The 26375-nt window shown below is 60.8% G+C and carries 23 protein-coding genes; 1 reads left to right on the forward strand and 22 read right to left on the reverse strand.

The window, feature by feature from the left end; translation table 11 throughout:
* Positions 1-49: 49 nt before the first annotated feature.
* From lpxC to dapF, 22 genes are all read right to left on the reverse strand, one after another.
* Positions 50-973 carry a UDP-3-O-acyl-N-acetylglucosamine deacetylase gene (gene lpxC / locus ACKWJN_RS16960; RefSeq protein ID WP_408598869.1) on the reverse strand — a complete coding sequence of 308 codons (924 nt, stop codon included), beginning with the start codon at positions 971-973 and terminating at the stop codon, positions 50-52.
* A 75-nt stretch (positions 974-1048) separates the two neighbouring features.
* The gene (ftsZ, locus tag ACKWJN_RS16965; protein WP_408598870.1) at positions 1049-2314 is read right to left on the reverse strand and encodes a cell division protein FtsZ; all 1266 of its coding nucleotides are present in this window, start codon (positions 2312-2314) and stop codon (positions 1049-1051) included.
* 182 nt (positions 2315-2496) lie between these two features.
* A complete protein-coding gene (gene ftsA / locus ACKWJN_RS16970; protein ID WP_408598872.1) occupies positions 2497-3726 on the reverse strand; it encodes a cell division protein FtsA in 1230 nt (409 codons plus the stop codon).
* 36 nt (positions 3727-3762) lie between these two features.
* On the reverse strand, positions 3763-4587 hold the full coding sequence (locus ACKWJN_RS16975; protein ID WP_408598874.1) for a cell division protein FtsQ/DivIB: 825 nt from the start codon (positions 4585-4587) through the stop codon (positions 3763-3765).
* The gene (locus ACKWJN_RS16980; protein WP_408598876.1) at positions 4584-5570 is read right to left on the reverse strand and encodes a D-alanine--D-alanine ligase; all 987 of its coding nucleotides are present in this window, start codon (positions 5568-5570) and stop codon (positions 4584-4586) included. The genes ACKWJN_RS16975 and ACKWJN_RS16980 overlap by 4 nt, the downstream gene beginning before the upstream one ends.
* 4 nt (positions 5571-5574) lie before the next feature.
* On the reverse strand, positions 5575-6981 hold the full coding sequence (gene murC / locus ACKWJN_RS16985; RefSeq protein WP_408598877.1) for a UDP-N-acetylmuramate--L-alanine ligase: 1407 nt from the start codon (positions 6979-6981) through the stop codon (positions 5575-5577).
* Complete coding sequence (murG, locus tag ACKWJN_RS16990) at positions 6978-8063, reverse strand: undecaprenyldiphospho-muramoylpentapeptide beta-N-acetylglucosaminyltransferase (RefSeq protein ID WP_408598879.1); 1086 nt, start codon at positions 8061-8063, stop codon at positions 6978-6980. The genes murC and murG overlap by 4 nt, the downstream gene beginning before the upstream one ends.
* Positions 8060-9319, reverse strand: a complete 1260-nt coding sequence (ftsW, locus tag ACKWJN_RS16995; RefSeq protein WP_408598917.1) for a putative lipid II flippase FtsW — start codon at positions 9317-9319, stop codon at positions 8060-8062. Before ftsW ends, murG begins: the two co-directional genes overlap by 4 nt.
* Positions 9320-9363: 44 nt before the next feature.
* Complete coding sequence (gene murD, locus ACKWJN_RS17000; RefSeq protein ID WP_408598881.1) at positions 9364-11238, reverse strand: UDP-N-acetylmuramoyl-L-alanine--D-glutamate ligase; 1875 nt, start codon at positions 11236-11238, stop codon at positions 9364-9366.
* 7 nt (positions 11239-11245) lie between these two features.
* Positions 11246-12424 (reverse strand): phospho-N-acetylmuramoyl-pentapeptide-transferase, encoded by a 1179-nt coding sequence (gene mraY, locus ACKWJN_RS17005; RefSeq protein ID WP_408598883.1) that lies wholly within the window; start codon positions 12422-12424, stop codon positions 11246-11248.
* The gene (gene murF, locus ACKWJN_RS17010) at positions 12415-13854 is read right to left on the reverse strand and encodes a UDP-N-acetylmuramoyl-tripeptide--D-alanyl-D-alanine ligase (RefSeq protein ID WP_408598885.1); all 1440 of its coding nucleotides are present in this window, start codon (positions 13852-13854) and stop codon (positions 12415-12417) included. Before murF ends, mraY begins: the two co-directional genes overlap by 10 nt.
* Positions 13847-15448, reverse strand: a complete 1602-nt coding sequence (locus ACKWJN_RS17015; protein WP_408598886.1) for a UDP-N-acetylmuramoyl-L-alanyl-D-glutamate--2,6-diaminopimelate ligase — start codon at positions 15446-15448, stop codon at positions 13847-13849. The genes murF and ACKWJN_RS17015 overlap by 8 nt, the downstream gene beginning before the upstream one ends.
* Positions 15448-17184 carry a peptidoglycan D,D-transpeptidase FtsI family protein gene (locus tag ACKWJN_RS17020; RefSeq protein ID WP_408598888.1) on the reverse strand — a complete coding sequence of 579 codons (1737 nt, stop codon included), beginning with the start codon at positions 17182-17184 and terminating at the stop codon, positions 15448-15450. The genes ACKWJN_RS17015 and ACKWJN_RS17020 overlap by 1 nt, the downstream gene beginning before the upstream one ends.
* Positions 17181-17477: a cell division protein FtsL gene (gene ftsL, locus ACKWJN_RS17025; RefSeq protein WP_408598889.1), complete on the reverse strand. Its 297-nt coding sequence runs from the start codon at positions 17475-17477 to the stop codon at positions 17181-17183. The genes ACKWJN_RS17020 and ftsL overlap by 4 nt, the downstream gene beginning before the upstream one ends.
* On the reverse strand, positions 17474-18397 hold the full coding sequence (gene rsmH / locus ACKWJN_RS17030) for a 16S rRNA (cytosine(1402)-N(4))-methyltransferase RsmH (RefSeq protein WP_408598891.1): 924 nt from the start codon (positions 18395-18397) through the stop codon (positions 17474-17476). The genes ftsL and rsmH overlap by 4 nt, the downstream gene beginning before the upstream one ends.
* Before the next feature lie 9 nt (positions 18398-18406).
* Complete coding sequence (gene mraZ / locus ACKWJN_RS17035; protein WP_108359773.1) at positions 18407-18835, reverse strand: division/cell wall cluster transcriptional repressor MraZ; 429 nt, start codon at positions 18833-18835, stop codon at positions 18407-18409.
* 295 nt (positions 18836-19130) lie between these two features.
* Entirely contained in the window at positions 19131-20360 is a 1230-nt protein-coding gene (gene dksA, locus ACKWJN_RS17040) for an RNA polymerase-binding protein DksA (RefSeq protein ID WP_408598893.1), read from the reverse strand.
* 206 nt (positions 20361-20566) lie between these two features.
* Entirely contained in the window at positions 20567-21667 is a 1101-nt protein-coding gene (locus ACKWJN_RS17045) for a CobW family GTP-binding protein (protein WP_408598895.1), read from the reverse strand.
* Between the two features lie 20 nt (positions 21668-21687).
* Complete coding sequence (locus ACKWJN_RS17050; RefSeq protein WP_408598897.1) at positions 21688-22923, reverse strand: class I SAM-dependent rRNA methyltransferase; 1236 nt, start codon at positions 22921-22923, stop codon at positions 21688-21690.
* A 272-nt stretch (positions 22924-23195) separates the two neighbouring features.
* Positions 23196-24125 carry a tyrosine recombinase XerC gene (locus ACKWJN_RS17055; RefSeq protein ID WP_408598899.1) on the reverse strand — a complete coding sequence of 310 codons (930 nt, stop codon included), beginning with the start codon at positions 24123-24125 and terminating at the stop codon, positions 23196-23198.
* 22 nt (positions 24126-24147) lie between these two features.
* Positions 24148-24837 (reverse strand): DUF484 family protein, encoded by a 690-nt coding sequence (locus tag ACKWJN_RS17060; RefSeq protein ID WP_408598901.1) that lies wholly within the window; start codon positions 24835-24837, stop codon positions 24148-24150.
* Between the two features lie 11 nt (positions 24838-24848).
* The gene (dapF, locus tag ACKWJN_RS17065; RefSeq protein ID WP_408598902.1) at positions 24849-25706 is read right to left on the reverse strand and encodes a diaminopimelate epimerase; all 858 of its coding nucleotides are present in this window, start codon (positions 25704-25706) and stop codon (positions 24849-24851) included.
* 109 nt (positions 25707-25815) lie between these two features.
* Between dapF and ACKWJN_RS17070 the strand changes: the two genes are divergently transcribed.
* Positions 25816-26361: a carboxymuconolactone decarboxylase family protein gene (locus tag ACKWJN_RS17070; RefSeq protein WP_408598904.1), complete on the forward strand. Its 546-nt coding sequence runs from the start codon at positions 25816-25818 to the stop codon at positions 26359-26361.
* Positions 26362-26375 lie beyond the last annotated feature (14 nt).

The raw sequence follows: 26375 nt of genomic DNA on the forward strand, positions 1-26375 counted from the left end.
CCAGCAGCCTCAGGTGGTATGACTTTGAGACCGCCCCAGCGGGGAATATTCACCAAGCTGGCGCGAGCTGCGCCAAACCCGGTGGCGCTTTGCGCGCGTCTTCAAAGGTCACCACCTCGTAGGCGTCGGGGCGGCTCAAGAGTTCACGCAGCAGCTTGTTGTTCATGGCGTGGCCTGAACGAAACGCCGAGTAAGCGGCCAACAAGGGCTTGCCGATCAAATACAAGTCGCCCATCGCGTCCAAGATTTTGTGTTTCACAAACTCGTCGTCGTAGCGCAGCCCGTCGCTGTTCAACACCTTGTAGTCGTCCATCACGATGGCATTGTCCAAGCCGCCGCCCAAGGCCAGGCCATTGGCACGCATCATTTCGACATCGCGCGTGAAGCCAAAGGTGCGGGCACGGGCAATGTCGCGCACATAGTTACCGGTGTCCATGTCAAACACCACGCGCTGGCCGGTGGAGTCCACCGCCGGGTGGTGAAAGTCAATCTCAAAGCTCAGCTTGTAGCCATGGTGGGGGTCTAAGCGGGCCCACTTCACGTTGGCACCATCTCCTTCGCGCACCTCCACGGGCTGGGTGACACGGATGAAACGCTTGGGTGCGTTTTGCTCCACGATGCCCGCGCTTTGCAGCAAGAACACAAACGACGAAGCCGAGCCGTCCAAGATGGGCACCTCTTCGGCCGTGATGTCGATGTACAGGTTGTCCAGCCCCAAACCTGCGCATGCCGACATCAAGTGCTCGACGGTGAACACTTTGGCACCCGCATTGGAGATGGTCGAGGCCAGCCGGGTGTCCGTCACCGCCACCGCGCTGATGGGAATGTCCACCGGCAGCGGCAAATCGACCCGACGGAACACGATGCCCGTGTCGGGTTGCGCCGGGCGCAGGGTCAGCTCCACACGCTGACCGCTGTGCAGGCCGACGCCCACCGCTTTGGTGAGGGATTGAAGGGTTCGTTGTTTCAGCACAGGACGAATTTTACCGAGCCCCCTGTGCAGGGGGCCGGGTTTGTTTCAATGGCCTTGATAGAAACGATGAAACACTCAGTCCGCTTGCTTGCGCAAGAAGGCTGGAATTTCATAGTCGTCCATGCCGCCTGACGACAGCGCGTCCACCTTGGCCGCAGCCTGGGTGCGGTTGGTGCGCCACACGCTGGGGACGGCCATGTTGGCGTAGTCAGGTTGCGTGGCCGCAGGTGCAGCCCCCACCCCCAAACCAGCCGCCAAACCCGACAGCCCTGCGCTGGCAGCAGCCAGCACACCCGCAGGCGAGGCGTTGTTGGCGTGCATGGGCATGCCCACGCCGTCGGTGCCCGTGCGCAGCACTTGCAACTGAGGGGCAGCACGACGGCCACCGGCCAAGCCCGTGGCCACCACCGTGACGCGAATTTGGTCGCCCAAGTTTTCGTCGTAAGCGGTGCCGTAAATCACATGCGCTTCGGGCGATGCGAACTTGCGGATGGTGTTCATGGCCTCGCGCGACTCCGACAACTTCAAGCCACCTTTGGCTGCGGTGATCAGCACCAACACGCCCTTGGCGCCTGACATGTCCACGCCTTCCAGCAGCGGGCAAGCCACGGCTTGTTCGGCGGCGATGCGCGCGCGGTCTGGGCCATTGGCCACTGCCGTGCCCATCATGGCTTTGCCGGTTTCGCTCATCACGGTGCGCACGTCTTCAAAGTCGACGTTCACCAAAGCTTCCACGTTGATGATTTCGGCAATGCCGCCGACCGAGTTTTTCAACACGTCGTTGGCAAACGCAAAGGCTTCGTCTTGGCTGGCGTCGTCGCCCAGCACGTCCATCAGCTTTTCGTTCAGCACCACGATCAGCGAGTCCACGTTGGCTTCGAGTTCGGCCAGGCCTATTTCAGCATTGGCCATGCGACGGCTGCCTTCAAATTCGAACGGCTTGGTCACCACACCCACGGTCAAGATGCCCATCTCACGCGCCACCCGCGCCACCACGGGGGCTGCGCCGGTGCCGGTGCCGCCGCCCATGCCTGCCGTGACAAACAACATGTTGGTGCCTTCCAGCGCCATGCGGATGTCGTCAATCGCAGCCTCAGCCGCTTCACGGCCGCGCTCTGGTTTGCTGCCAGCGCCCAAGCCCGTCGAGCCGAGCTGAATCACGCGGTGGGCGTTGCTCACGCGCAAGGCCTGTGCATCGGTGTTGGCCGAGACGAACTCTACGCCTTGCACGCCAGAGCTGATCATGTGCTCGACCGCGTTGCCGCCGCCACCGCCCACCCCAATGACCTTGATTTGGGTGCCTGAGTTGAATGCTTCAACTTCGATCATTTCGATGCTCATGTTGTTTCTCCTGTCGATCTAAAAATTTGCAGTTGCCTTGAATTCATGTTTTGCTTGTTGTGGTGCATCTCGCCCTTTCTACGTAGGCGGTGCATGTGCCGCACCAGGTCGCCATCGTCGACCACGGTGCCCTGGCGGCGGACTGCCGCGCGCCAGATAAAGCAATGAAGGAGGAATCATGATTAAAAATTCCCCACAAACCAGTCTTTGATGCGGTCCATGGCCGATTTGACCGAACCACCCTTTTGCGACACCTTGACACCGCGCATGCGGTCGATGCCCGCTTCTTCGAGCAAGCCCATCACGGTGGCCGCGCGAGGCTGCGACACCATGTCGGCCAAGGCGCTGCTGTACTGCGGAATGCCGCGACGCACAGGCTTCAAGAAAATGTCTTCACCTAACTCCACCATGCCGGGCATCACCGCGCTGCCACCGGTCAACACAATGCCCGATGACAACACCTCTTCGTAGCCCGACTCACGGATGACTTGCTGCACCAGCGAGAAAATTTCTTCCACCCGTGGCTCGATCACGCCTGCCAGAGCCTGACGGCTCAACATGCGTGGCGCGCGGTCGCCCAAGCCCGGCACTTCGACCTGCACATCGGGGTCGGCCAACAACTGCTTGGCAAAGCCCGACTCGACCTTGATGTCTTCGGCGTCTTTGGTGGGCGTGCGCAAGGCCATGGCAATGTCACTGGTGATCAGGTCACCGGCGATGGGGATCACCGCGGTATGGCGGATGGCACCGTTGGTGAAGATCGCCACATCGGTGGTGCCCGCGCCAATGTCCACCAGGGCCACACCCAACTCGCGCTCGTCATCGGTCAATACCGACAGGCTAGAGGCCAAGGGGTTGAGCATCAAGCGGTCCACATCCAAGCCACAACGGCGCACACACTTGATGATGTTTTCTGCGGCGCTTTGTGCGCCCGTCACGATGTGCACCTTGGCTTCGAGGCGGATGCCGCTCATGCCAATCGGTTCGCGCACATCTTGGTTGTCGATCACAAACTCTTGCGGCTGCACCAACAGCAAGCGCTGGTCGGTCGAGATGTTGATGGCCTTGGCCGTTTCCACCACACGCGCCACGTCAGCCGCCGTCACCTCTTTGTCTTTCACCGCCACCATGCCCGTGGAGTTGATGCCACGGATGTGGCTGCCCGTGATGCCGGTGTAGACCCGCGTGATCTTGCAGTCGGCCATCAGCTCGGCTTCTTTCAAGGCCTGCTGAATGCTTTGCACGGTGGCGTCGATGTTCACCACCACGCCGCGTTTGAGGCCGTTGCTCGGCGCCACACCCAGGCCTGCGAGTTTGAGCTCACCGCCTGGCATGACTTCGGCCACGACCACCATGACCTTGGCTGTGCCAATGTCTAAGCCGACCACCAAATCTTTGTAATCTCTTGCCATAACTGCCTCGTTCTTTCTCTGCTCTTGCGCCATCCGTCAGCGCAGAGCGGGCACGTCAGTCGTGCTCACCCCGCGCAGCCGCAACGCATAACCGTTGTCGTAACGCAGGTCGGCCGACTCAATGGCCGTCACCTTGCGTCCTAACTTTTGGGTGGCTTGCACCAGCGTTTGTGCCAAACGCTGCATGCGCACCATCACCTCTGCCGTGTTGCCACGGCCCAACTCAATCACAGCGCCATGCGCCACGCGGGCGCGCCAACTGCCGCGACCCGTCAACTCCAAACTCTCCAGCGCCAAGCTCAGCTGCGAAAACACGGGGGCCAAACTGCGGTACATCGCCAACACCTGCTTGGACTGGCTGTCGGGCCCGCTCAGGCGCGGCATCTTCTCGTCATCCAACTCACCCACGTTGGCCTCGAACACTTCGCCAAAACTGTTGACCATGCGCGAGTCGCCGTCCTCACCCCAATACGCCACGGGGTTGTGCTCTTGCAGCGTCACGCGCAAGCGGTTGGGAAACTCGCGCGCCACACTGGCACTGCGCACCCAAGGGACAGCCTCAAAGGAAGCACGCACGCGGGCCAAATCGGCAGTGAAGAAATTTCCGGTCAAACGCGCTGCCACATTGGCACGCAAGGTCACGGCGTTGTTGTGTGCCACATCCCCCAACACGGTGATGCCCGTCAGCGCAAACGCAGGCAAACGCACCAAAGCCCACACCCCTGCCGCCAAAGCGGCCACCACCACAGCGATCAACATGAGCGACGACGCCACATGCATCAAACGCACATCCAATGGCACCACCACCGAGGTGTCTACCGCGGGGCGTGGGCGCATGTGGGTGGTGTAGCGGGTGCTCATGGGCGCAACACGCCTCCCGGATGGTCCAGCGTGGCACTGGCCAACAAACGCAAGCACAGGTCTTCGTAACTGATGCCTGCCGCCCGTGCCGACATCGGCACCAACGAGTGGCTGGTCATGCCGGGCGAGGTGTTCATCTCCAGCAAAAAGGGTTTGCGGTCGCTGGCGCGCAACATGATGTCGGCGCGGCCCCAGCCACGGCAACCCAAAGCACGGTAGGCCGCCACCACCAAGCGTTGGACCGCCTGTTCTTCTTCAGCGGGCAAGCCGCTGGGGCAGTGGTACTTCACGTCATCGGTGAAGTACTTGTGGTTGTAGTCGTACGCGCCATCGGGTGCCGCAATGCGCACCACAGGCAAGGCATAAGCCGTTGCACCGCTGCCCAGCACGGGACAGGTCAACTCTTCCCCGGTGATGAACTCTTCGCACAACAAATCGGGGTCGTAACGCGTGGCCAGGGCCGCAGCGTCTGCCATCTGCGCGGCATCGGTCACACGGGTCATGCCAATCGACGAGCCTTCACGCGGCGGCTTGACGATCAGTGGCAAACCCAGTTGCGCGGGGACAGCCGCTACTTTTTCGGGGGTTTGTTCATCGGCATCGAGCCACACATAGCCGGGGGTCGACAAACCCACCGCCGTCCACACCCGCTTGGTCATCACCTTGTCCATGGCCATGGCCGAGGCCATCACACCCGAGCCGGTGTAGGGAATGCCCAGCAACTCCAGCGCACCTTGCACCGAACCATCTTCGCCATAGCGGCCATGCAAGGCGATGAATGCATGGGTGAAGCCTTCGCGCTGCACATCGTCCAAGCTGCGCTCGGCCGGATCAAACGCCAAGGCATTCACGCCTTGGGATTGCAACGCTTTGAGCACGCCACTGCCCGACATGAGCGAGACCTCGCGCTCTGCCGAGTGGCCGCCCATCAACACCGCCACTTTGGCGGTTTGCACATCGAATGTTGGATTCACGCGGTTCATGCCATCAACTCTGGGTGGGGGTCAGTGCCAACACCTGGGCGGGCACTTGACCGATGGAGCCTGCGCCCATGCACATCACCACATCGCCGTCTTGGGCGTTGTCGGCAATGACTTGGGCCATTTTTTGAATGTCATCCACAAAGACCAGGGCTTCATGGCCTGCCACGCGCATGGCACGCGACAAAGCGCGACCATCGGCAGCCGGAATGGGTGTTTCGCCAGCGGCATAAATTTCGGCCAGCCACAGCACGTCGGCCCGGACCATGACTTGCACAAAGTCTTCAAAGCAGTCCCGCGTGCGGGTGTAGCGGTGTGGCTGAAACGCCAACACCAAGCGTCGACCTGGGAAAGCGCCACGTGCCGCCGCCAAAGTGGCCGCCAACTCGACCGGGTGGTGGCCGTAGTCTTCGATCAAGGTGAAGTGGCCGCCGTGTTTGGCCGCCACCTCGCCATGGCGCTGGAAGCGTCGGCCCACGCCCTTGAACTCGGCCAAGGCTTTGACCAGGGCCTCATCGGGCACGTTCAACTCCACCGCCACCGCAATCGCCGCCAAAGCGTTGAGCACGTTGTGCTCGCCCGCAAGGTTGAGGGTGATGTCCAGATCGGGCAAGGTCACGCCATTGCGCCGCTGCACGGTGAAGCGCATGCGCCCGTTGTCGGCCTGCACATTCACGCCACGCACTTGGGCTTGTTCGTTGAAGCCATAGCTGGTGATGGGGCGCGAGACCTCGGGCAAGATGCTGCGCACGGCCGCATCGTCGGTGCACAAAATGGCCGCGCCATAAAACGGCATGCGGTGCAAGAACTCAATGAAAGCACCCTTGAGTCGGTTGAAGTCATGGCCATAGGTGTCCATGTGGTCGGCGTCGATGTTGGTCACCACCGCCATCACGGGCAACAGGTTCAAGAACGAGGCGTCTGACTCGTCGGCCTCCACCACGATGTGTTCGCCCGACCCCAACTTGGCATTGGCCCCGGCGCTGTTGAGACGCCCGCCAATCACAAACGTCGGGTCCATGCCCGCTTCGGCCAAGACGCTGGCCACCAAGCTGGTGGTGGTGGTTTTGCCGTGGGTGCCTGCAATGGCCACGCCTTGCTTCAAACGCATCAACTCGGCCAACATGACCGCACGGGGCACCACCGGGATGAGCTTGGCGTGTGCCGCCACCACCTCGGGGTTGTCGGCTTGCACGGCGGTGGACGTGACCACCGCGTCGGCGCCTGTGATGTGCGTGGCCGCGTGTCCGACATGGGTCTCAATGCCCAGGGCATGCAAACGCTTGAGCGCCGCACTGTCCGACAAGTCAGAGCCCGACACGACATACCCCAGGTTGAGCAACACCTCGGCAATGCCACTCATGCCGGCCCCACCGATGCCCACGAAATGGATGTGGCGAATGGCGTGTTTCATCGCACACGCCCCTCGCTGGCCAAAGCCTGACAGGCCGCTACCACGGTGTGGGCGGCATCTACTTTTCTCATGGCATACGCCTTTTCTGCGCAGGCTTGCAGCGTGCGACGGGTCAAAAATTGCAAACGGTTGGCCAAGTCTTGCGGCTCCAGTTGCGCTTGTGCAATCAGCCACCCCCCCCCCGCATCCACCAAGAAGCGGGCGTTGGTGGTTTGGTGGTCGTCCACCGCATGGGGAAACGGCACATAGATCGCGGCCACACCCACCGCTGCCAGTTCGGTCACGGTGCTCGCGCCGGCGCGGGCAATCACCACATCGGCGTCGGCAAACGCCTGCGCGGTATCGTCAATGAAAGGCGTCAACTCGGCCTGCACACCCGCTTGGGCATAGGCCTCGCGCAGGGCGTCAATTTGTTTGGCGCCGCTTTGGTGAACCACGTGGGGGCGTTGGTTCACCGGAATCAAGGCCAGCGCTTGTGGCACCACCGTGTTGAGCGCTTGCGCGCCCAAGCTGCCGCCCACCACCAACAAGCGCAAAGGTCCCGTGCGGTGGGCAAATCGCTCTGCGGGGGCAGCTTGTGTGACAAACCCTTCGCGCAGCGGGTTGCCCACCCATTGCCCCTTGGGCATCACGCCAGGGAAGGCGGTGAACACCCGTTTGGCCACGGTGGCCAAAACTTTGTTGGCCATGCCCGCGACCGAGTTTTGTTCGTGCAGCACCAGGGGCTTGCCGCACAAAGCGGCCATCAACCCAGCGGGGAAGGTGATGTAACCCCCCAAGCCCAGCACCACGTCGGGCTGCACACGGCGCATCACACACAGGCTTTGCCAGAAGGCGCGCAGCAACTTGAAGGGCAGCCAAGCCAAAGTGGCCAAGCCCTTGCCGCGCACGCCTGAGAACTGCACCGTTTCATAAGCCAAACCGCGCGGCGGCACCAACTGGCTCTCCATGCTCGGTGCAGGCGCACCCAGCCAATGCACTTGCCAGCCTTGGCTGCGCAGCAACTCCGCCACGGCCAAGCCAGGGAAGATGTGGCCACCGGTGCCACCGGCCATGACCAGGGCTGTGCGAGGCGCGTTCATAGACGTCCTCCGTGCATCAAGACCCGGTTCTCAAAGTCCACCCGCAGCACCACGGCGATGGCGATGAGGTTGAGCAAGATGGCCGAGCCACCGTAGCTCATGAGCGGCAAGGTCAGGCCTTTGGTGGGCAGCGCGCCCAAGTTCACACCAATGTTGATGAAGGACTGAAAGCCCATCCAAATGCCCACCCCTTGCGCCACCAATCCAGCAAACACGCGGTCCATGGCAATGGCTTGGCGACCGATGTACATGATGCGGCGGGTCAACCACATGAACATGCCAATGATGGCCACCACGCCCACAAATCCAAACTCTTCGCCAATCACAGCCAGCAAGAAGTCGGTGTGGGCTTCAGGCAACCAGTGCAGTTTCTCCACACTGCCGCCCAAACCCACGCCAAAAATCTCACCCCGGCCAATCGCGATCAACGAGTGCGAGAGTTGGTAGCCCTTGCCCAGCGCATGCTCCATGCTCCACGGATCCAGGTAAGCAAAGATGCGTTCGCGCCGCCACTCGGACGACGCAATGATCAAACCGAACACGCCAATCAGGGCCGCCGCGATCAAGAAGAACATGCGCGCGTTGACGCCGCCCAAGAACAAGATGCCCATGGCAATGACAGCGATCACCAAAAAAGCGCCCATGTCGGGTTCGGCCAACAACAGCAAGCCGACGATGAACACCGCCGCGCCCATGGGCGTGACGGCTTTGAAAAACTTCTCTTTCACGTCCATCTTGCGCACCATGTAGTTGGCCGCATACAGCAACACGCCAAACTTGGCCAACTCTGAAGGTTGGAAGTTCATGAAGCCCAAACCAATCCAGCGCCGCGCCCCATTGACGGCTTTGCCAATGAACGGCAGCAGCACCGCCATCAGCAGCACGATGGAGATGATGAACACCCAAGGCGCCACCCGCTCCCAGGTGTTGAGCGGCACCTGAAACGCCAACAAGGCAGCCACAAAGGCCACGCACAGCGACAAGGTGTGGCGCATCAAGAAATGGGTTTGGGTGTAGTACGCGCCCGTGCGGGGGTTGTCAGGCATGGCAATGGAGGCCGAATAGACCATGACCAAGCCCACCATGAGCAAGGCAAAGGTGACCCAGACCAAGGGCTGGTCAAAGCCTTTGACATCCACGGGTGCGGCCCCGGTGCGGGTGAACTCGGTGCCATGCACGCGAACCGGCAAAGCGTCTAAGCCAGCATGGGGTTCTGCGCCCGTCCAACGGGCCACACGTGCGTTGAGGCCCTGCATGAGTCGCGCGCCCAGACTTGGCTTGTTGCCTAAAGTGGCTGCCGTCACAGGGCACCTCCATGCGCAATCGCCAGGGCCTGCACCGCATCGACAAACACCTCAGCGCGGTGGGCGTAATGGCGGAACATGTCCAGGCTGGCACACGCAGGGGAGAGCAACACCGCGTCGCCCGATTGCGCGAGTTGGTGACACAAGGTCACGGCCTCGGGCAATGACGCGGCGTCGTGCAAGGGCACACCACTGTCTTGCAAGGCCACTCGCAACAAAGGCGCGTCACGGCCAATCAACACCACGGCACGCGCATGGTGGCTGACGGGGTTGAACAACGGCGCAAAGTCTTGGCCTTTGCCGTCGCCACCCAAGATCACCACCAAGCGACGGTCAGCGCCCAAACCTTGGATGGCCGCCACCGTGGCGCCGACGTTGGTGCCTTTGCTGTCGTCAAAATATTCCACGCCTTGCAGCACGGTGACGGGCGCCACGCGGTGCGGTTCACCGGTGTATTCGCGCAGGCCATACAACATGGGCGCCAAGCTGGCTCCGGTGCTGCTGGCCAAGGCCAACGCAGCCAAGGCATTCAAGGCGTTGTGGCGGCCCCGGATGCGCAACGCGTCGGCGGGCATCAAACGCTGGATGTGAATTTCCTCTTCGTCGTCTGGGCTGCTGACACGCTTTTTGCGGCGCGTCTCGTCGGCCTCTAGGGCACGCACCAACCAGGTCATGCCATTCATGTTTTCAATGCCGTAGTCACCGGGGCGTTGCGGCAGATCGCCACCAAAGGTCACATGGGCACGCACCTGCGGGCGTTGCAATTTGACTCGCACCGGTTGCGGCAACATCGCCAGCACCACCGGGTCTTCGCGGTTGAGCACCATCACACCTTGGGCACCAAAGATGCGGGCTTTGGCGGCGCCATAGGCATGCATGTCGCCGTGCCAGTCGAGGTGGTCTTGGCTCAGGTTGAGCACCGTGGCGGCGGTGGGCTCGAAGTTGTCCACGCCGTCGAGCTGAAAGCTGGACAACTCCAGCACCCACACCTGGGGCAGATGCGGGTGGTCTGCGGGCGGTGGGGGTGGCGGCACCAAGGGTGGCAAGTCCACCTCGTAGGGCGGGTCGTCTGTGCTGGCGGCAACGTCCAATTCAGATGGCGCAGCAGGTTCAGACGCCGCATCGGGCAACAGCTCACCCTGTGTTTCCAAGGCAGATGCTGTGTGTTGCGCATCCTCGTCGGTCAGCGCAGCGTGCGCTGCGAGGTGTTCTGCCTGTTGCTGTGCGGCCAGCTCTGCCGCCTGCTGTGCGGCGAGTTGATCCGCAGCGTGTTGTGCGGCTTGTTGGACATCCAACTCGGCTTGCTCTTTGGCCGCTTGCGCTTGTTCAGCTTGCTGAGCCACAGCCGCATCGGCAGCGGCTTGGTCGAGGGCCTGCGCCAAGGTGTCCAACAACGTGGGGCCAATGTTGCCGGCCACGGCCACGCGCAGTCCAGCCCGCTCCAACAGTTGTCCGGTGAGCGAGGTGACGGTGGTTTTGCCGTTGGTGCCGGTGATGCCCAACACCTTGGGGTGGTAGGCCTGGGTGCTTTGCAAGTCGTGCAAGGCTTGGGCAAACAAGGTCAATTCGGTGCCCACCCACAAGCCAGCGGCTTGCGCCGCTTGCCACACCGGGGCCACCGCCTGAGGCGACAGGCCGGGGCTTTTGAACACGGCACGCACGTCCTGACCGTCGACCAAGCTGGCCGCGAAGGCGCTGTGAACAAAGCTGACCTGCGGCAAATCGGCGCGCAACAGGGCCAGCTGAGGTGGCACCTCGCGGGTGTCGACCACCTGCACCTGTGCGCCGCAGCGCACACACCAACGCGCCATCGCCAGGCCGGAATCACCCAAGCCCAGGATCAGCACCGATTGGTTGTGGAGTTGCAGCATCGGCGTCTTACCTCAGCTTCAAGGTCGACAGACCCACCAGGCACAGCAGCATGGTGATGATCCAAAAACGCACCACGACCTGGGTTTCTTTCCAACCGGTCTTTTCAAAGTGGTGGTGCAGCGGCGCCATTTTCAAAATGCGTCGCCCTTCGCCATATTTTTTCTTGGTGTATTTGAAGTAGCTCACTTGCAGCATGACCGACAAGGCCTCCACCACAAAAATGCCCCCCATGATGGCCAGCACAATTTCTTGCCGCACGATGACCGCGATGGTGCCCAAAGCGCCACCCAGCGCCAATGCCCCCACGTCGCCCATGAAGACTTGTGCAGGATGGGTGTTGAACCACAAAAAGGCCAAGCCAGCGCCGGCCATGGCGGCGCAGAAGATCATCAACTCGCCCGAACCGGGGATGTAGGGAAACAGCAGGTACTTCGAATACACCGAACTGCCGGTCACGTAGGCAAACACGCCCAAGGCCGACCCCACCATCACCACCGGCATGATGGCCAAGCCATCGAGCCCATCGGTCAAGTTCACGGCATTGCTCGAACCGACGATGACCAAGTAGGTCATGATCACAAAGCCGAACACACCCAGGGGATAGCTCACCTCTTTGATGAAGGGCAGCAACAAACCGGCTTTGGGCGGCAAGCTCACATCAAAGCCTGACTTGACCCAGGTGTAGAACAACTCCAACACGCGCAGGTTGCTGCTTTCGGAAATGCTGAACACCAAATAGAGGGCCGCCAACAAACCAATCAAGGACTGCCACAGGTATTTTTCGCGTGACGGCATGCCCTCGGGGTCTTTGCGCACCACCTTGCGCCAATCGTCGGCCCAGCCAATGGCGCCAAAGCCAAAGGTGACGATCATCACGATCCACACAAAGCGGTTGCTCAAGTCGGCCCACAACAACGTGGACACAGCAATGCCAATCAAGATCAACACACCGCCCATGGTGGGGGTGCCACTTTTGACCAAGTGGCTTTGCATGGCGTATTCGCGGATGGGTTGGCCAATTTTCAAGGCGGTCAAACGCCGGATGACGGCCGGACCGGCGATCAAGCCAATCATCAACGCGGTCACTGCCGCCATCACGGCACGGAAGGTGAGGTACTGAAACACCCGGAAAAAACCAAACTCTGGCGAGAGGGTTTGCAGCCATTGGGCCAGCGTCAGCAGCATGGGGCGGTCTCCTGGTTGTTCTTGTCGTTCTTGTTGTCGTGGCAGGCTTGGATGGCGTCGACCACACGTTCCATCTTCATGAAGCGCGAGCCCTTGACCAGCACGCTGCCCACCTGGGGCAAGGCTTGCAACACCTGCGCGGTCAAAGCTTCCATCGAGGCAAAGTGCCGCGCCGTGGGGCCATAGGCCTGCGCGGTCGAGGCGGCCAGATCGCCCAAACACAGCACGTGTTCGATGCCTGAGTCGCGCGCATGGTGGCCCACTTCTAGGTGGAATTCGGGCCCTTGCGTGCCCACCTCGCCCATGTCACCCAACACCAGCAAGTGCGGGCCGGGCAACTCGGCCAACACGTCGATGGCAGCGCGCACCGAGTCTGGGTTGGCGTTGTAGGTGTCGTCCACCCCAGTGATGGCTTGTCCTTGGCACACCACACCAAAAGCACGCGAGCGGCCTTTGACGGGCTCAAAGGCCGACAGGCCTTGGGCAATCACATCCAGCGTCACACCTGCGGCCAAGGCACACGCGGTTGCGGCCAAGGCATTGCCCACGTTGTGGCGGCCGGCGATGTGCAGTGGGGTGCTCATCAGGCCTGCGGGGGTGTGCACCTGGACGTCCCAGTGGTCGTTGGCCCACACCGCTTGGTGCAACACCACCTCGGCAGGCGCTTCACCCGCGTGCGAGGCACGCATGGCAAAACGCATGCAGCGGCGCGCGCCAGCCAAGCTTTGCCACAAGGGCGTGTAGCGGTCGTGCGCCGGAAAGACGGCCACCCCAGTGGCGGGCAACGCACTGAGGGCGGCGCCGTTTTCTTGCGCCACCGCATCAACCGTGGCCATGAATTCTTGGTGCTCGCGTTGGGCGTTGTTGACCAAGGCCACGCTGGCGTGCGCCATCGCAGCCAAGCCGGCAATTTCGCCCGGGTGGTTCATGCCCAGCTCCACCACCGCGCAGCGGTGGTGGGCGCGCAAACGCAACAAGGTTTGGGGCACGCCAATGTCGTTGTTCAAATTGCCTTGGGTGGCCAAGGCGTTGTCACCCCAGCCTGCACGCAAGATGCTGGCGATCATTTGGGTCACGGTGGTTTTGCCGTTGCTGCCGGTCACGGCAATCAGGGGCAAGTCAAACTGGGCACGCCAGCCCTGCGCCAACTGTCCCAAGGCACGGCGGCTGTCTGGCACTTCCACGCCTGGCAGTTGCGCTGCCTCTAGCCCGTGCTGGGCCAACGCGGCTACGGCACCGCTGGCTGCGGCTTGGGGCAAGAAGTCATGGGCATCAAAGCGCTCGCCCTGCAAGGCGACAAACAAATCACCCGCTTGCAAGCTGCGGCTGTCGGTGTGCACCCGTTGAATGCAGACAGCGGCATCTCCCACCCCATGTGCGCCGGGCAACCAACTGGCAATGCGTTGCAGGCTGAGGTTCATGTCAGACATGTGCCCTCCATTGCTGCAAAGCTGCTTGGGCTTGCGCCACGTCGCTGAAAGGCAGTTTGACGCCCTGTACGTCTTGGTGGTCTTCGTGGCCTTTGCCGGCCACCAACACCACGTCGAGTGCGCTGGCTTCGCGCACCGCGCAGGCGATGGCCTGGGCTCGGTCGAGCATCTGCCAACTGTCTGCCGGGCGCGTTAAGCCCTGCAGCATCTGAGTGAGGATGGCCTGGGGATCTTCGCTGCGCGGGTTGTCGCTGGTGAGCACCACACGGTCGGCGTATTGCTCAGCCGCTGCGGCCATCAGGGGACGCTTGGCCTGGTCGCGATCACCGCCACAACCCAGCACGCACACCAAGGCGCCACCCCGTGTGCTGGCCAAGGGGCGCAGCGCCTGGAGTGCTTGCACCACCGCATCTGGCGTATGGGCATAGTCCACCACCACCAAAGGCTGCCCGATCTGTCCCAGGGCTTGCATGCGCCCTGGCACGGCGGGCAAATCGGCACAGGCCTGCACCGCTTGGGCCAGGCTGTGGCCCAAGGCACGCAGACAAGCGATCACGCCCAACACATTGCTCACGTTGTAGTGGCCCACCAAGCTGGTGTGCAAGGTGTGACGGTGCTCGCCTTCAAGCACATCAAAACTCAGCCCTCGCGCGCCATGGCGCACCTGTGTAGCTTGCAGATGCTGCACCCGGCTTGCTGCCTCAAAACTCAGGCCTGTGGCAGGCGCGTGCTGTGCGGTGATGGGCGCGTCGGGCTGGGGGGCGTCGGCCGCGATGCCAACGGTCCAGAGCACCAGATCTTGGCGAAGGCTGAGCTGCTGGGCCAGTTGCGCGCCATAGGCGTCGTCGGTGTTGACCACGGCGGCTTGCAGACCCGGCCAGTTGAACAAGGCTGTTTTGGCCTGCCAGTAACCGGCCATGCTGCCGTGGTAGTCGAGGTGGTCTTGCGTGAAGTTGGTGAACAGGGCCACCCGAACTTGGGTTCCGTCTAAGCGATGTTCGGCCAAGCCGATGGAGGACGCTTCGATGGCACAGGCCTGAACACCCTGTGTGACCATGTCACGCAAGCGGGCTTGCAACAACACGGGGTCTGGCGTGGTCATGCCGGTGACTTCCAGTTGGCCGACTTCGCCCACACCCAAGGTCCCCACCACCGCACAGCGCTGACCCACGCACCCCAGCGCATGGGCCAACCACCAAGCGGTGGAGGTTTTGCCATTGGTGCCTGTGATGGCCAAGACGTCCAACGCGCGGCTGGGTTGTTCGTAATAAGCCGCAGCGATGGGGCCGCTGGCAGCTTTCAAATCGGTGTAGCTGGCCAACGCGTGGGACGCAGCCATGGCGTCAGACACGCCCGGCTTCTTTGCACCGTGGAAGGCATCTTGGAAGGCCTCCACACCTTGGTGTTCGACCAAGCATGCGGCAGCGCCTTGGGCCAAGGCCGCAGGCACATGGCGACGACCGTCACTGGCAGCACCGGGCCAGGCGATGAACCCGTCGCCGGTGGTGACCCGGCGGCTGTCGGTGTGCAACTCGCCGCGCACTTGGGCATGCAGCCACTGGGCGGCTTCTTGGGGGCTGTGGAGGTGTCGCATCAGAACTCCTCCTTCTCAGCCTTGGCCACCACTTGGGGCTTGACCGCCATGTCGGGCTGCACGCCCATCATGCGCAGCGTCTGCTGCACGGTTTGACTGAACACCGGGGCCGCTACATCGCCGCCAAAGTACATCCCGTTGGTGGGCTCGTCCACCATCACAGCCACCACGATGCGGGGGTTGTCGATCGGGGCGATGCCGACAAAAAAACCGCGGTATTTTTTACCCGCATAGCCACGGCCTTCGACCTTGTGCGCGGTCCCCGTTTTGCCACCCACCGAGTAGCCCATGGTCTGGGCTTTGGGGGCCGTGCCACCGGGCCCTGTGACCAAGTGCAACATGTGACGCACGGCGGTGGCATTGGCAACCGAGAACACGCGTGCACCGCTGATGTTGTCATGGGTTTTGAGCAGGCTCACGGGAACCAACTCACCGTCGCGGGCAAACACGCTGTAGGCCTGGGCGAGTTGAAACAAGCTGGTGGACAGGCCATAGCCATAGCTCATGGTGGCTTGTTCAATCGGCTTCCAGGTTTTGTAGGCCCGCACCTTGCCCGAGACGGCACCCGGGAAAGGCACTTGCGGCTTCTGGCCTAAGCCCACTTGGGTGAACACTTCCCACATGTCGTGGGGCTGCATTTGCAACGCAATTTTGACCGTGCCAATGTTGCTGGATTTTTGGATGACTTCGTTCACGCTGATCAAGCCGTGGGCATGCGAGTCAGAAATCACCGCCGAGCCCATTTGCAACTTACCCGGTGCGGTTTGGATCATGGTCTCGGGTTTGACGATGCCTTTTTCCAGCGCCAAGCCAATCACCAGCGGCTTCATGGTGGAGCCGGGCTCAAAGGTGTCGGTGAGCGCACGGTTGCGCAGCTGCGCGCCGGTCAAATTGCCGCGCTTGTCAGGCGCGTAACTGGGGTAATTGGTCAAGGCCAGAATTTCACCGGTCTTGATGTCAAGCACCACCACACTGCCCGCCGCCGCCTTGTTGTTGATGACGGCTTCTTTGATTTTTTCGTAAGCAAAGTACTGCACCTTGCTGTCGATGCTCAACTCCAAATCACGGCCATCGATGGGCGGGACCATTTCGCCAATGTCTTCCACCACGCGACCCAACCGGTCTTTGATCACGCGACGCGTGCCCGCTTTGCCACCCAGCTCTTTGTTGAAGGTGAGCTCTACCCCTTCTTGACCCAAGTTCTCGACATTGGTGAAGCCCACCACGTGGGCCACCGCCTCACCCTCAGGGTAGATGCGCTTGTACTCTTTGCGGGTGTAGACGCCTTTGATTTTGAGGGCGTCAATGTCTTTGCCGACCGACTCGTCCACTTGGCGTTTGACCCAGACAAAGTTTTTGTCCTCGTCTTGCAACTTTTTGTCCAACTCGGCCTGCGTCATGCCCAACAACTTGGCCAAGGCTTTGAGCTTGACAGGGTCACGGTCTACATCTTCAGGACTGGCCCACACGCTGGGCACGGGCACGCTGGAGGCCAAGATGTGGCCATTGCGGTCCAAAATCCGTCCCCGGTTGGCAGGCAGATCCAAGGTTCGGATGAAACGCACCGCACCCTGGCGCTTGAAGAAGGCGTTGTCAATCACCTGCACATAGGCTGCACGTGCCACCAAGCCAATGAAGCCCAAGGCGATGCAAGCCACCACAAATTGGCTGCGCCAAACGGGCGTTTTGCTCGCAAGCAAAGGGCTGGTGGCGTATTGAACGCTGCGACGGCTCATGGCTTGCCCTGAACAGAAGCAGCCACCCCAGCAGGCAGCGTGGCGTAATGGGTGATGGCCGGCGTGATGGTGCGCATGTGCAATTGCTCGCGAGCCAGCTTTTCAACCCGCAGGGGTGTGGCTTGTGCGCGTCGCGCCACATCCAAGCGGTCGTATTCAATGTCTAAGCGGCGCGCTTCGCTGGTGGCACGATCGAGCTCGGTGGTGAGTGAGCGCGACTCGTACTGGGTGCGCACCACGAACAAGGCACTCAAGAGCACCGCCAAAAACAACACCACGCCGATGCGCGTCATGGCGCCGTCCCCTCGCCCAGCCGCTTGGCCACACGCAACATGGCACTGCGTGAACGCGTGTTGGCGGCGACCTCTTCCACACTGGGTTTGATGCGCCCGATGGACGCCAGCGCCATCACTTGGGGCGGCGCAAACGGTGCGCGACGGTCATACACCTCGCGTGAATGTTTCGCGATGAATTGTTTGACGATGCGGTCTTCCAACGAGTGGAAACTGATCACGGCCAATCTTCCTGCTGGGCTGAGCACCTGCAACGAAGCGTCTAGCGCTTGTTGCAACTCCTCAAGCTCGGCGTTGATGAAAATCCGAAAAGCCTGAAATGTGCGCGTTGCAGGGTCCTTGCCCGGCTCGCGGGTTTTGACCGTGTCAGCCACGAGCTGGGCCAGTTCAGAGGTGCTTGTAGGAACGCCCCGTTCTTGTCGGCGAGCAACAATCGCCTTTGCAATCTGTTGAGCAAACCGTTCTTCGCCATATTCACGTATCACCTCCGCAATGTGTTGGAGTTCTGCATCGGCCAACCACTCGGACACGCTCTGGCCACGGGTGGTGTCCATGCGCATGTCCAAGGGACCGTCGAATCGAAAAGAAAAGCCCCGCTCGGGCGTGTCGATTTGGGGCGAGCTGACCCCCAAATCCATCAACACCCCGTCGATTGAGCCCACCGGCAACTCGCCCAGGTCGGCAAAGCCTTGATGCCGGATGGAAAAACGGGGGTCTTGGATGCTCTGCGCCGCAGCAATCGCTTCGGGGTCTTTGTCGAAGGCAATCAACCGCCCCTGAGGCGAGAGCTTGGACAAGATCAAACGGCTGTGCCCACCGCGCCCAAAGGTCGCGTCGACGTACGTTCCATCGGGCTGAATGTCGAGGGCCTCGACAGCTTCGCGCAAAAGAACGGTGGTGTGCGTGCATGCCGTGTCCACCGTCTGCCTTTAAAAAGAGAATTCCTTGAAGACATCGGGCATGTCGCCCTGCATGGCTTGGGCTTCTTGGGCTTCGTAGGTGGCCTTGTCCCACAACTCGAAGTGGTTGCCCATGCCAAGCAACATGGTGTCTTTGCTGATGCCCGCCGCGGTGCGCAGCTCAGGGGAAATCAACACCCGGCCGGTACCGTCCATCTCCACATCCATGGCATTACCCAAGAAGATGCGCTTCCACCACTGTGCGCTCATGGGCAAGGCCGCGATGCGCTCGCGGAACTTCTCCCATTCGGGGCGGGGGAAGACCATCAAACAGCCATGGGGATGGCGCGTGATGGTGAGTTGCCCAGCAGCCGTCGCGCTCAAGACGTCACGATGCCGTGTCGGCACCGACAAACGACCTTTGGCGTCAAGACTCAGCGATGAAGCTCCCTGAAACACGGGCTACCTTCCTAAAAAACAGCGACAGCAGGCAAATGGAGAGGCCAAAGGCACTTTCCCCCACTTAATTGCACTTATTTGCACTGTATCAGGAAAACCTCATCTCACGAGGCAATTTCTAACTTTTTTCAATGAAATCAAGGACTTACAGCGGTTTCGAGAAATATCCAGAAAGACAAAAAACGTTACAAATGAAGCACTTAGCACAAGCACTCAAAGTGGCTTATCAAGAAAAAGTCGGCCAAAAAAAAGCAGGCGTTTGGCCTGCTTGTGGCATTCAAAATGAAAAAAATGATCAATCACCAAACATTTTTTGCTTCAGTTCCCGGCGTTCTTGCGCTTCGAGGGACAAAGTGGCCGTTGGGCGTGCCAGCAAGCGGCCGACACCGATGGCTTCACCCGTCTCATCGCAATAGCCGTAGTCGCCGCCATCGATGCGGTGAATGGACTGCTCGATCTTCTTGAGCAGTTTGCGTTCACGGTCGCGGGTGCGCAATTCCAGCGCATGCTCTTCTTCGATCGTGGCTCGGTCTGCAGGGTCTGGCGTGACAACGGTGTCCTCGCGCAAGTGCTCGGTGGTTTCGCTGGCGTTGGTCAGCACCTCATCCCTGAGTTTGCTCAGCTTGATGCGGAAAAACGCCATTTGAATGTCGTTCATGTACTCGCTGTCAGGCATGGCGATGACTTCTGCATCGGTGAGCTGATCTGCGGTTTTGGTTTTCCAGTTGTTGGCAAGTTTGGCGTCTTTTTGAGGTATCACAGGCACGATCGAGGGAACAGAAGGAGCGGTCATCGGCATGAAGCTCGATTTGGCAGCGTTGGTCACCACCACCGCAGCAGGCGGTGGTGGCACCAGGGCAGCCATCTTGGCTGCTCTGGAGTTTTTCTTGTGCACCACCGGGGTGTAACCGGGGATGACGGGTACCACATGCACCACAGGCGCTGGCGCAGCCACCACTTTGTCAGCCTTCACCTTGACCTTGGCGGCTTTGGGCTGTTTGACTACAGCTGCGGGGCGCGCAACAGGCTTGGCCGCCGCTTTGACAGGCGCTTTCGCTGTGTTTTTAGCGGGGGTTTTGGTCGGCGCTTTGACCACCGGTTTGGCCGCTGCCTTTTTGGGGGCGGTCACCTTCACGGCGGCTTTGACCGCTTGGGCTTTGGCTGGCGTGGCTTTCTTGGCAGACACAGGCTTGGCTGGCGTCAATTTGACCGCCTTTTTGACGACAGGCTTGGCGAGCACCTTTGAAGGAGCGGCTTTCTTAGGCGCTGCTTTCGGCGGCACGGCTTTTTTGACGGCTGGCTTGGCGGCGGCCTTTTTCAGCGGCGTTTTGGCGGCAGCCTTCTTGGCCACAGGCTTTTTCACCACAGACTTGACCGGCTTGGCCGCAGCCTTGGCCACGGGTTTGGCAGGCACAGGTTTTTTCACGATTTTTTTCGCAACCGCTTTGGGCGTTGCACCAGTTTTACCCGCTTTTTTGGCAGGCGCAGGCTTTTTAGAAGCGGGTTTGCGGGCTTTGGCGTTCACGGTTTGTCTCCTGGCAGGCCGTTGCCGCACGTGGCTGTGCGAAGGGTGGTTGATCGGGTCTATTTCATCCTGTTGAGTTGAATCAACCCGGTCTCATCCCCAGTGTGCCGCATTCAAGAACTGGCGCGGCACGGCTTTGGTCTGGCGCGCGGGATTGTAGCCACAAAGGCTGAACAGTCTGTGCGCTAGACCACACGGGCCATTTTTCACACCAGCGAATTTTCCAAACCCTGCAACAAGATGTCTTTGGGCAAATCAATGCCAATGAAAACCATTTTGCTGATGCGCTCCTCATCTGCGCCCCAATCAGGGCCTAAATCGCTGCCCATGAGCTGATGCACACCTTGGAAGATCACTTTTTTCTCGGTGCCTTTCATGTTGAGCACACCTTTGTAGCGCAGCATCTTGGGACCGTAGATGTTGACGATGGCGCCCAAGAAGTCTTCCAGCTTGGCGGGGTCAAACGCACGCTGGGACTTGAAAACAAAGCTCTTGACGTCATCGTCGTGGTGATGGTGGTGACCTTGGCCGTGTTCATGGGCGTGCGACGGATGGTCGCAATGCTCGCCGTGCTCATGGTCATGGTGGGCATGGTCGTGGGCGTGCGAGGGGTGGTCGCAATGCTCACCATGGTGGTGTTCGTGGTGGGCGTCATCCGACAAAAAGTCGGAGTCGATGTCGAGTTTGGCGTTCAGGTTGAAGCCTCGCAAATCAAACACCTCGGCCAAGGTGACCTCGCCAAAATGCACCACTTTTTGCGGTGCGCGGGGGTTCATGTGCTTCAAACGGTGCTGCAAAGCGTCCAGCTCTTGAGGCGACACCAGGTCGGACTTGCTGATGAAAATCTGATCGGCAAAGCCCACTTGGCGACGCGCCTCTTGGCGGTCATTGAGTTGCTGTGCCGCGTGCTTGGCGTCCACCAGGGTCAAGATGGAGTCGAGCAAAAAGCTCTCGGCAATCTCATCGTCCATGAAAAAGGTTTGCGCCACAGGCCCTGGATCGGCCAGACCGGTGGTCTCAATCACCACACGTTCAAAGTCAAGCAGCCCCTTGCGCTTTTTAGCGGCCAGCAGTTGCAGCGTGGTGCGCAAGTCTTCGCGGATGGTGCAGCACACACAGCCGTTGCTCATTTGGATGATTTGCTCGTTGGTGTCCGATACCAAGATGTCGTTGTCAATGTTTTCTTCACCGAACTCGTTTTCGATGATGGCAATTTTTTGTCCGTGGGCTTCGGTCAGCACGCGCTTCAAGAGTGTGGTTTTGCCCGAGCCTAAAAAGCCGGTCAGGATGGTGGCGGGGATCAACATGAGAAAGCCTTGTGAGATTTTTAGAGAACAGGATCGGCGTGTATTGTGGCGCGGCTGGGTCTGTCCACCAGGTTGGCCGCCTTCATGACCACCAAACCCTTGAGGTATTCACCCTCAGGGAAGGTCAAGGTCATGGGGTGGTCGGGCGCGCCTTGCATGCGCTCGCTGATGAAACCGTCCACATGGGCATCGGTGCCCGCAGACGCCACGATTTTGTGGAACAGCTCGGCACCAATGCCGCCCGAACAGCTGTAGGTGAACAGCACGCCACCGGGCTCCAAAATTTTGAAAGCCAAACGGTTGATGTCTTTGTAGGCCCGTGCCGCACGGTCGGCATGCGCAGCAGACGGCGCGAACTTGGGAGGGTCAAGCACGATGGCATCGAACGTGCGCCCTTCTTTGTAGAACTCGCGCAACGAGCCGTTGACGTCGGCGTCCATCATGGTGGTGCGTTCGGCGTCAAACCCATTCAAAGCCACGTTGGCGCGGGCACGCTCAATGGCAGGGCCTGAAGAGTCGATGGACGTGACATGCGCCGCCCCGCCCGCCAAAGCCGCCACCGTGAAACCCCCGGTGTAGCAATAGCAGTTGAGCACGCGCTGGAACTGCAAGCGGCGGGTGTAGTCGGCAAATTTCTTGCGGCTGTCGCGCTGGTCCAAATAAAACCCCGTTTTGTGCCCCTCGGCGATGTCGAGTGACAACTGCCATTCGTGTTCGCGCAAGATGATGGCGGTGGGCCCTTCGCCGCGCAGCCAGCCGGTGACGGGCTGCAAGCCTTCTAAGCCACGCACGCCTGAATCAGACCGTTCAAACAGCTTGGTGAGGCCGGTTTGCGCCAGCAAGGCGTCGGCAATCTCATGTTTCCAACGCTCGGTGCCGCTGGAGAGGAACTGGGCCACCAAGGTGTCGTCGTAGCGGTCAACGATCAGGCCGGGTAAACCGTCAGATTCGCCGTGGATCAAGCGCAAGCCATTGCTTTGGATGTCAAACCGGCTGCGGGCCGCAATGGCGCGGCGGATGGCGGCGTTGAAGAAGTCGGCATCGATGCGTTGGCTTTCGTCAAAGCTCCAGATGCGGGCGCGAATTTTGGAGCTTGGGCTGAAGGAGGCCCAACCCAAGAAGCTGCCACTGTGGGCCTCGACGCGCACGGTCTCTCCTGGGTCGGCACCGCCTTTGGCAATGGCACTGTCAAAAATCCAGGGGTGGCTTCTGAGGGCTGAGCGTTCTTTGCCGTCTTTGAGTCGAATCGTTTTCATAGCCCGTTATTGTCGTTGCTTCGGTATTGGGCTTTGCGGCTCTTGCCTCTTGGGTCTTGGCTTATTTCATTCGCTGCGCCAAGGCGCGGTGCGGGGCCCGCTGCGGCTTAACGTCGCCGAAGCGCCTGATGGCGCCGCATCGAGCCCCGCACCACACCTTGGCTTCGGGTTACAGCTGGCGTGGCGTGTACCGGTCCACCTAAGGGTCGCGAACACGTGGATAAGACCTAGCGCACGGCACCGCCACGCAACCTAAAAGTGAGGCGGGGCAATTACTTTTTACGCGCTCGTGGATGCGCCGCGTCATACGCCTGCGCCAAATGCTGAAAGTCCAAGCGCGTGTACACCTGCGTGGTGCTGATGTTGGCGTGTCCCAACAGCTCTTGCACCGCCCGCAAATCGCTGCTCGACTGCAGCACATGACTGGCAAACGAGTGGCGCAGCATGTGGGGATGCACAGGCGTAGCCAGCCCCGCTTGCAAACTTCGCTGACGCAAGCGTTGCCAAATGGCCTGAGCACTCAAACGCGTGCCATGACGGCCAATGAACAACGCGGGCTGTTCGGCGGTGGCTGCCGTCAAGCCCTCTGCGCGCACGGTGTACCAAGCTTGCAAAGCGTCCAAGGCTTTGCGGCCTACTGGCACGCTGCGGCGTTTGCTGCCCTTGCCCAACACATGGGCCTCGGCGGCTGGCAGATCAATCCATCCTTTGGCATGGGTGCTGGCGTGTACGTCCAGGCCCGTGAGTTCGCCCACCCGCAAGCCACAGCTGTAGAGCAACTCCACCATCGCCGCATCGCGGCAACGCAGCCAAGGGTCTTGGTCCGTGGCAGAGGCGCCGGCAAACTCGGCGAGTTGCACCGCATCGTCCACGCTCAAGGCTTTGGGCAAAGGCTTAGGGGCTTTGGGCGCACGAATGCCTTGCACGGGGTTGTGGGGGACCAGGCCTTGGCGCCCCATCCACACATAAAAGCCACGCCAACCCGACAAAATCAAGGCAATGCCCCGACCACTTCGGCCACCACTGTGCATCTGTGCCACCCAGCGGCGAATGTGCGTGGGTTGCACCGCATCCAGGGCAACCTGGGCCTCGGCGGCGTAGGCGGCAAGCTTTTGCAGGTCTAGGGTGTACAGCGCCAGCGTGCGCTCGGCCAAGCGCTTTTCAAAACGCACATGGTCGAGGTAGCGGGCCACCCAGTCCATGTGCCAGGCCCTCCGCGCCAGCTCAGCGCAGGTGCGACAAGGCCGCGCTGGCCAAGTCACCCAAGCGTTCAATGAAGACCGTGCCAATGCCTTCGTGGTAACGCTGGGCATCGGGCGAGGCCAGCACCAACAACCCAATCACCGGGGCCGTGGCCGCCGTGTGTGGCGTGTCTTCCAGTTGGGTGGCGCGCAGCGGAATCAAGGCCACTGATTGCGCGGCACTGGGTTCGGCCAACCACTGCGCCGCTTCAAATGCGGTGTTCAAGCCCACATAGGGGCCCGTCAAACCGGCCGCAAACTCTTTCACTGCGTCGCTCACACCGACCGCAAAAGGCTCGATCTGAAAGCTGTCCGCCACACCCCACACCTTGATGGCCACTTGGGGCACCATGAAGTCGTGTTGGATTTGATCGGCGATGGTGTGCGGCAAGTCCCGTGCGTTGGTGGTCATCAGCAAAGTTTTGACCCAGCGCTGTTGACGCTCCACCAAGACCTCGTTTTCGGTGCCATGGCGCATCAAATCCATCATGCGCAATTCGAGGGCGCGAATTTTTTCGCGCAGCATCTCGGCCTGGCGCTCTTGCAAGCTGACAGCACGCTGGCCATGCGGGCTGGTCAAGCGGACCGCCGCCAACAGCTCGGCATGGCGGTTGAAAAAGTCAGGCGTGTTCACCAAAAAATTGGCGATGTCGTCTTCGGTGATGGGGTTCATGGCAGAGGCAGTCATAAGGTATCGGGTAAGTTGATTTCGCCGTGAAAAACAGTGTCTGCAGGGCCGGTCATGTGCACCGAGCTGGCGCCACCGGCCCAGGCAATGGTGAGGTCACCCCCATGGGTGTGCACCAGCACTTCGGGGTCTAACAGGCCCCAACGAATGCCCGTGACCACGGCAGCACAAGCACCCGTGCCACAGGCCAAGGTTTCGCCTGCACCGCGCTCAAACACACGCAAACGGATGGTGCGGCGGTCGATGATTTGCATGAAGCCCGCATTCACACGCTTGGGGAAAGCTGCGTGGTGTTCCATCAGCGGGCCTTGGGTCAGCACAGGCGCGTTGTTCACGTTGTCCACCACCTGCACCGCATGCGGGTTGCCCATGGAGACCACGCCCACGCGGCATGTGCTGGCGTCGCTGAGCGTCAGCCACCAGGCATGGGGCCCATCGGCTTGCGCATGGTGCGGGTCAAAGGGAACTTGGTGCGCATCGAACACCGGGGCGCCCATGTCCACCCTCACCTGTCCATTGGGCAGTTGGTGCAACTCAATCACGCCGCCATGCACTTTGACGCGCACGCTGGTTTTGTCGGTCAGGCCTTGCTCGCGCACAAAGCGCACAAAGCAGCGCGAGCCGTTGCCACACTGCTCCACCTCGCCACCGTCGGCGTTGTGGATGACGTACTCAAAGTCCACATCGGGCTGCGGCGCTGGACGCACGCTCAAGATTTGATCGGCCCCCACGCCAAAGTGACGATCGGCCAAGAAACGGTAGTGTGCGGGGCTCAGGTTCAAACGTTCGCGGGTCTCGTCCAAGACCACGAAATCATTGCCTGCACCTTGCATTTTGGTAAAGCGAATTCGCATAAGTCCGATTATCGGCCAGCCAGCTGTCGCGCAGCGGTCAAGGGACAGACGGCGCGCGGTATATCCTCGCCGCCTTGTTTGTCATTCCTGTTTTAACCGAGGCCTCACGATGCGCATTCCAGATTGGACCCCCGAACAAAAACCCCAACCCCAAGACCTCATCGACACGGTCTTGAAGCGTCGCGGCGGCGCGTTCATCAACCTCGACCGCGCCTTGTTGTGGAGCGAGCCTGTGGCGCGCGGCTGGAACCACTATGTGGGCAATGTGCGCTCCGCCCTGCCCACCAGCTGGAAGCTGCGTGAGTTGGGCATTTGCACCGTGGCTTTGCTGACCGGCGCCACCTACGAGTACCACCACCATGCCCCCGACTTCTTGAAAGCCGGTGGCACCCCAGCCGAACTCGATGCGCTCAACCGCATCACGCAAGGCGATGCGCGTCGCCCCAGCACGGATGCCGGACTGGACGAAATCGGCCGCCTGGTGGTGCAGTACGCCGCGCAAATGACCCTGGACGTGAAGGTGGAAGACGCGGTGTTTGACCAACTGAAAACGCACTTCGACACCACCGAGTTGGTGGAGTTGACCACCGCCATTGCCACCTACAACATGGTGGCGCGTTTCTTGGTGGCCCTGGGCGTGTCGCCCGAACACTGAGCTTCAATGCCTTG

The sequence above is a fragment of the Limnohabitans sp. genome (assembly GCF_046052825.1).
Lineage (GTDB): Bacteria > Pseudomonadota > Gammaproteobacteria > Burkholderiales > Burkholderiaceae_C > Limnohabitans.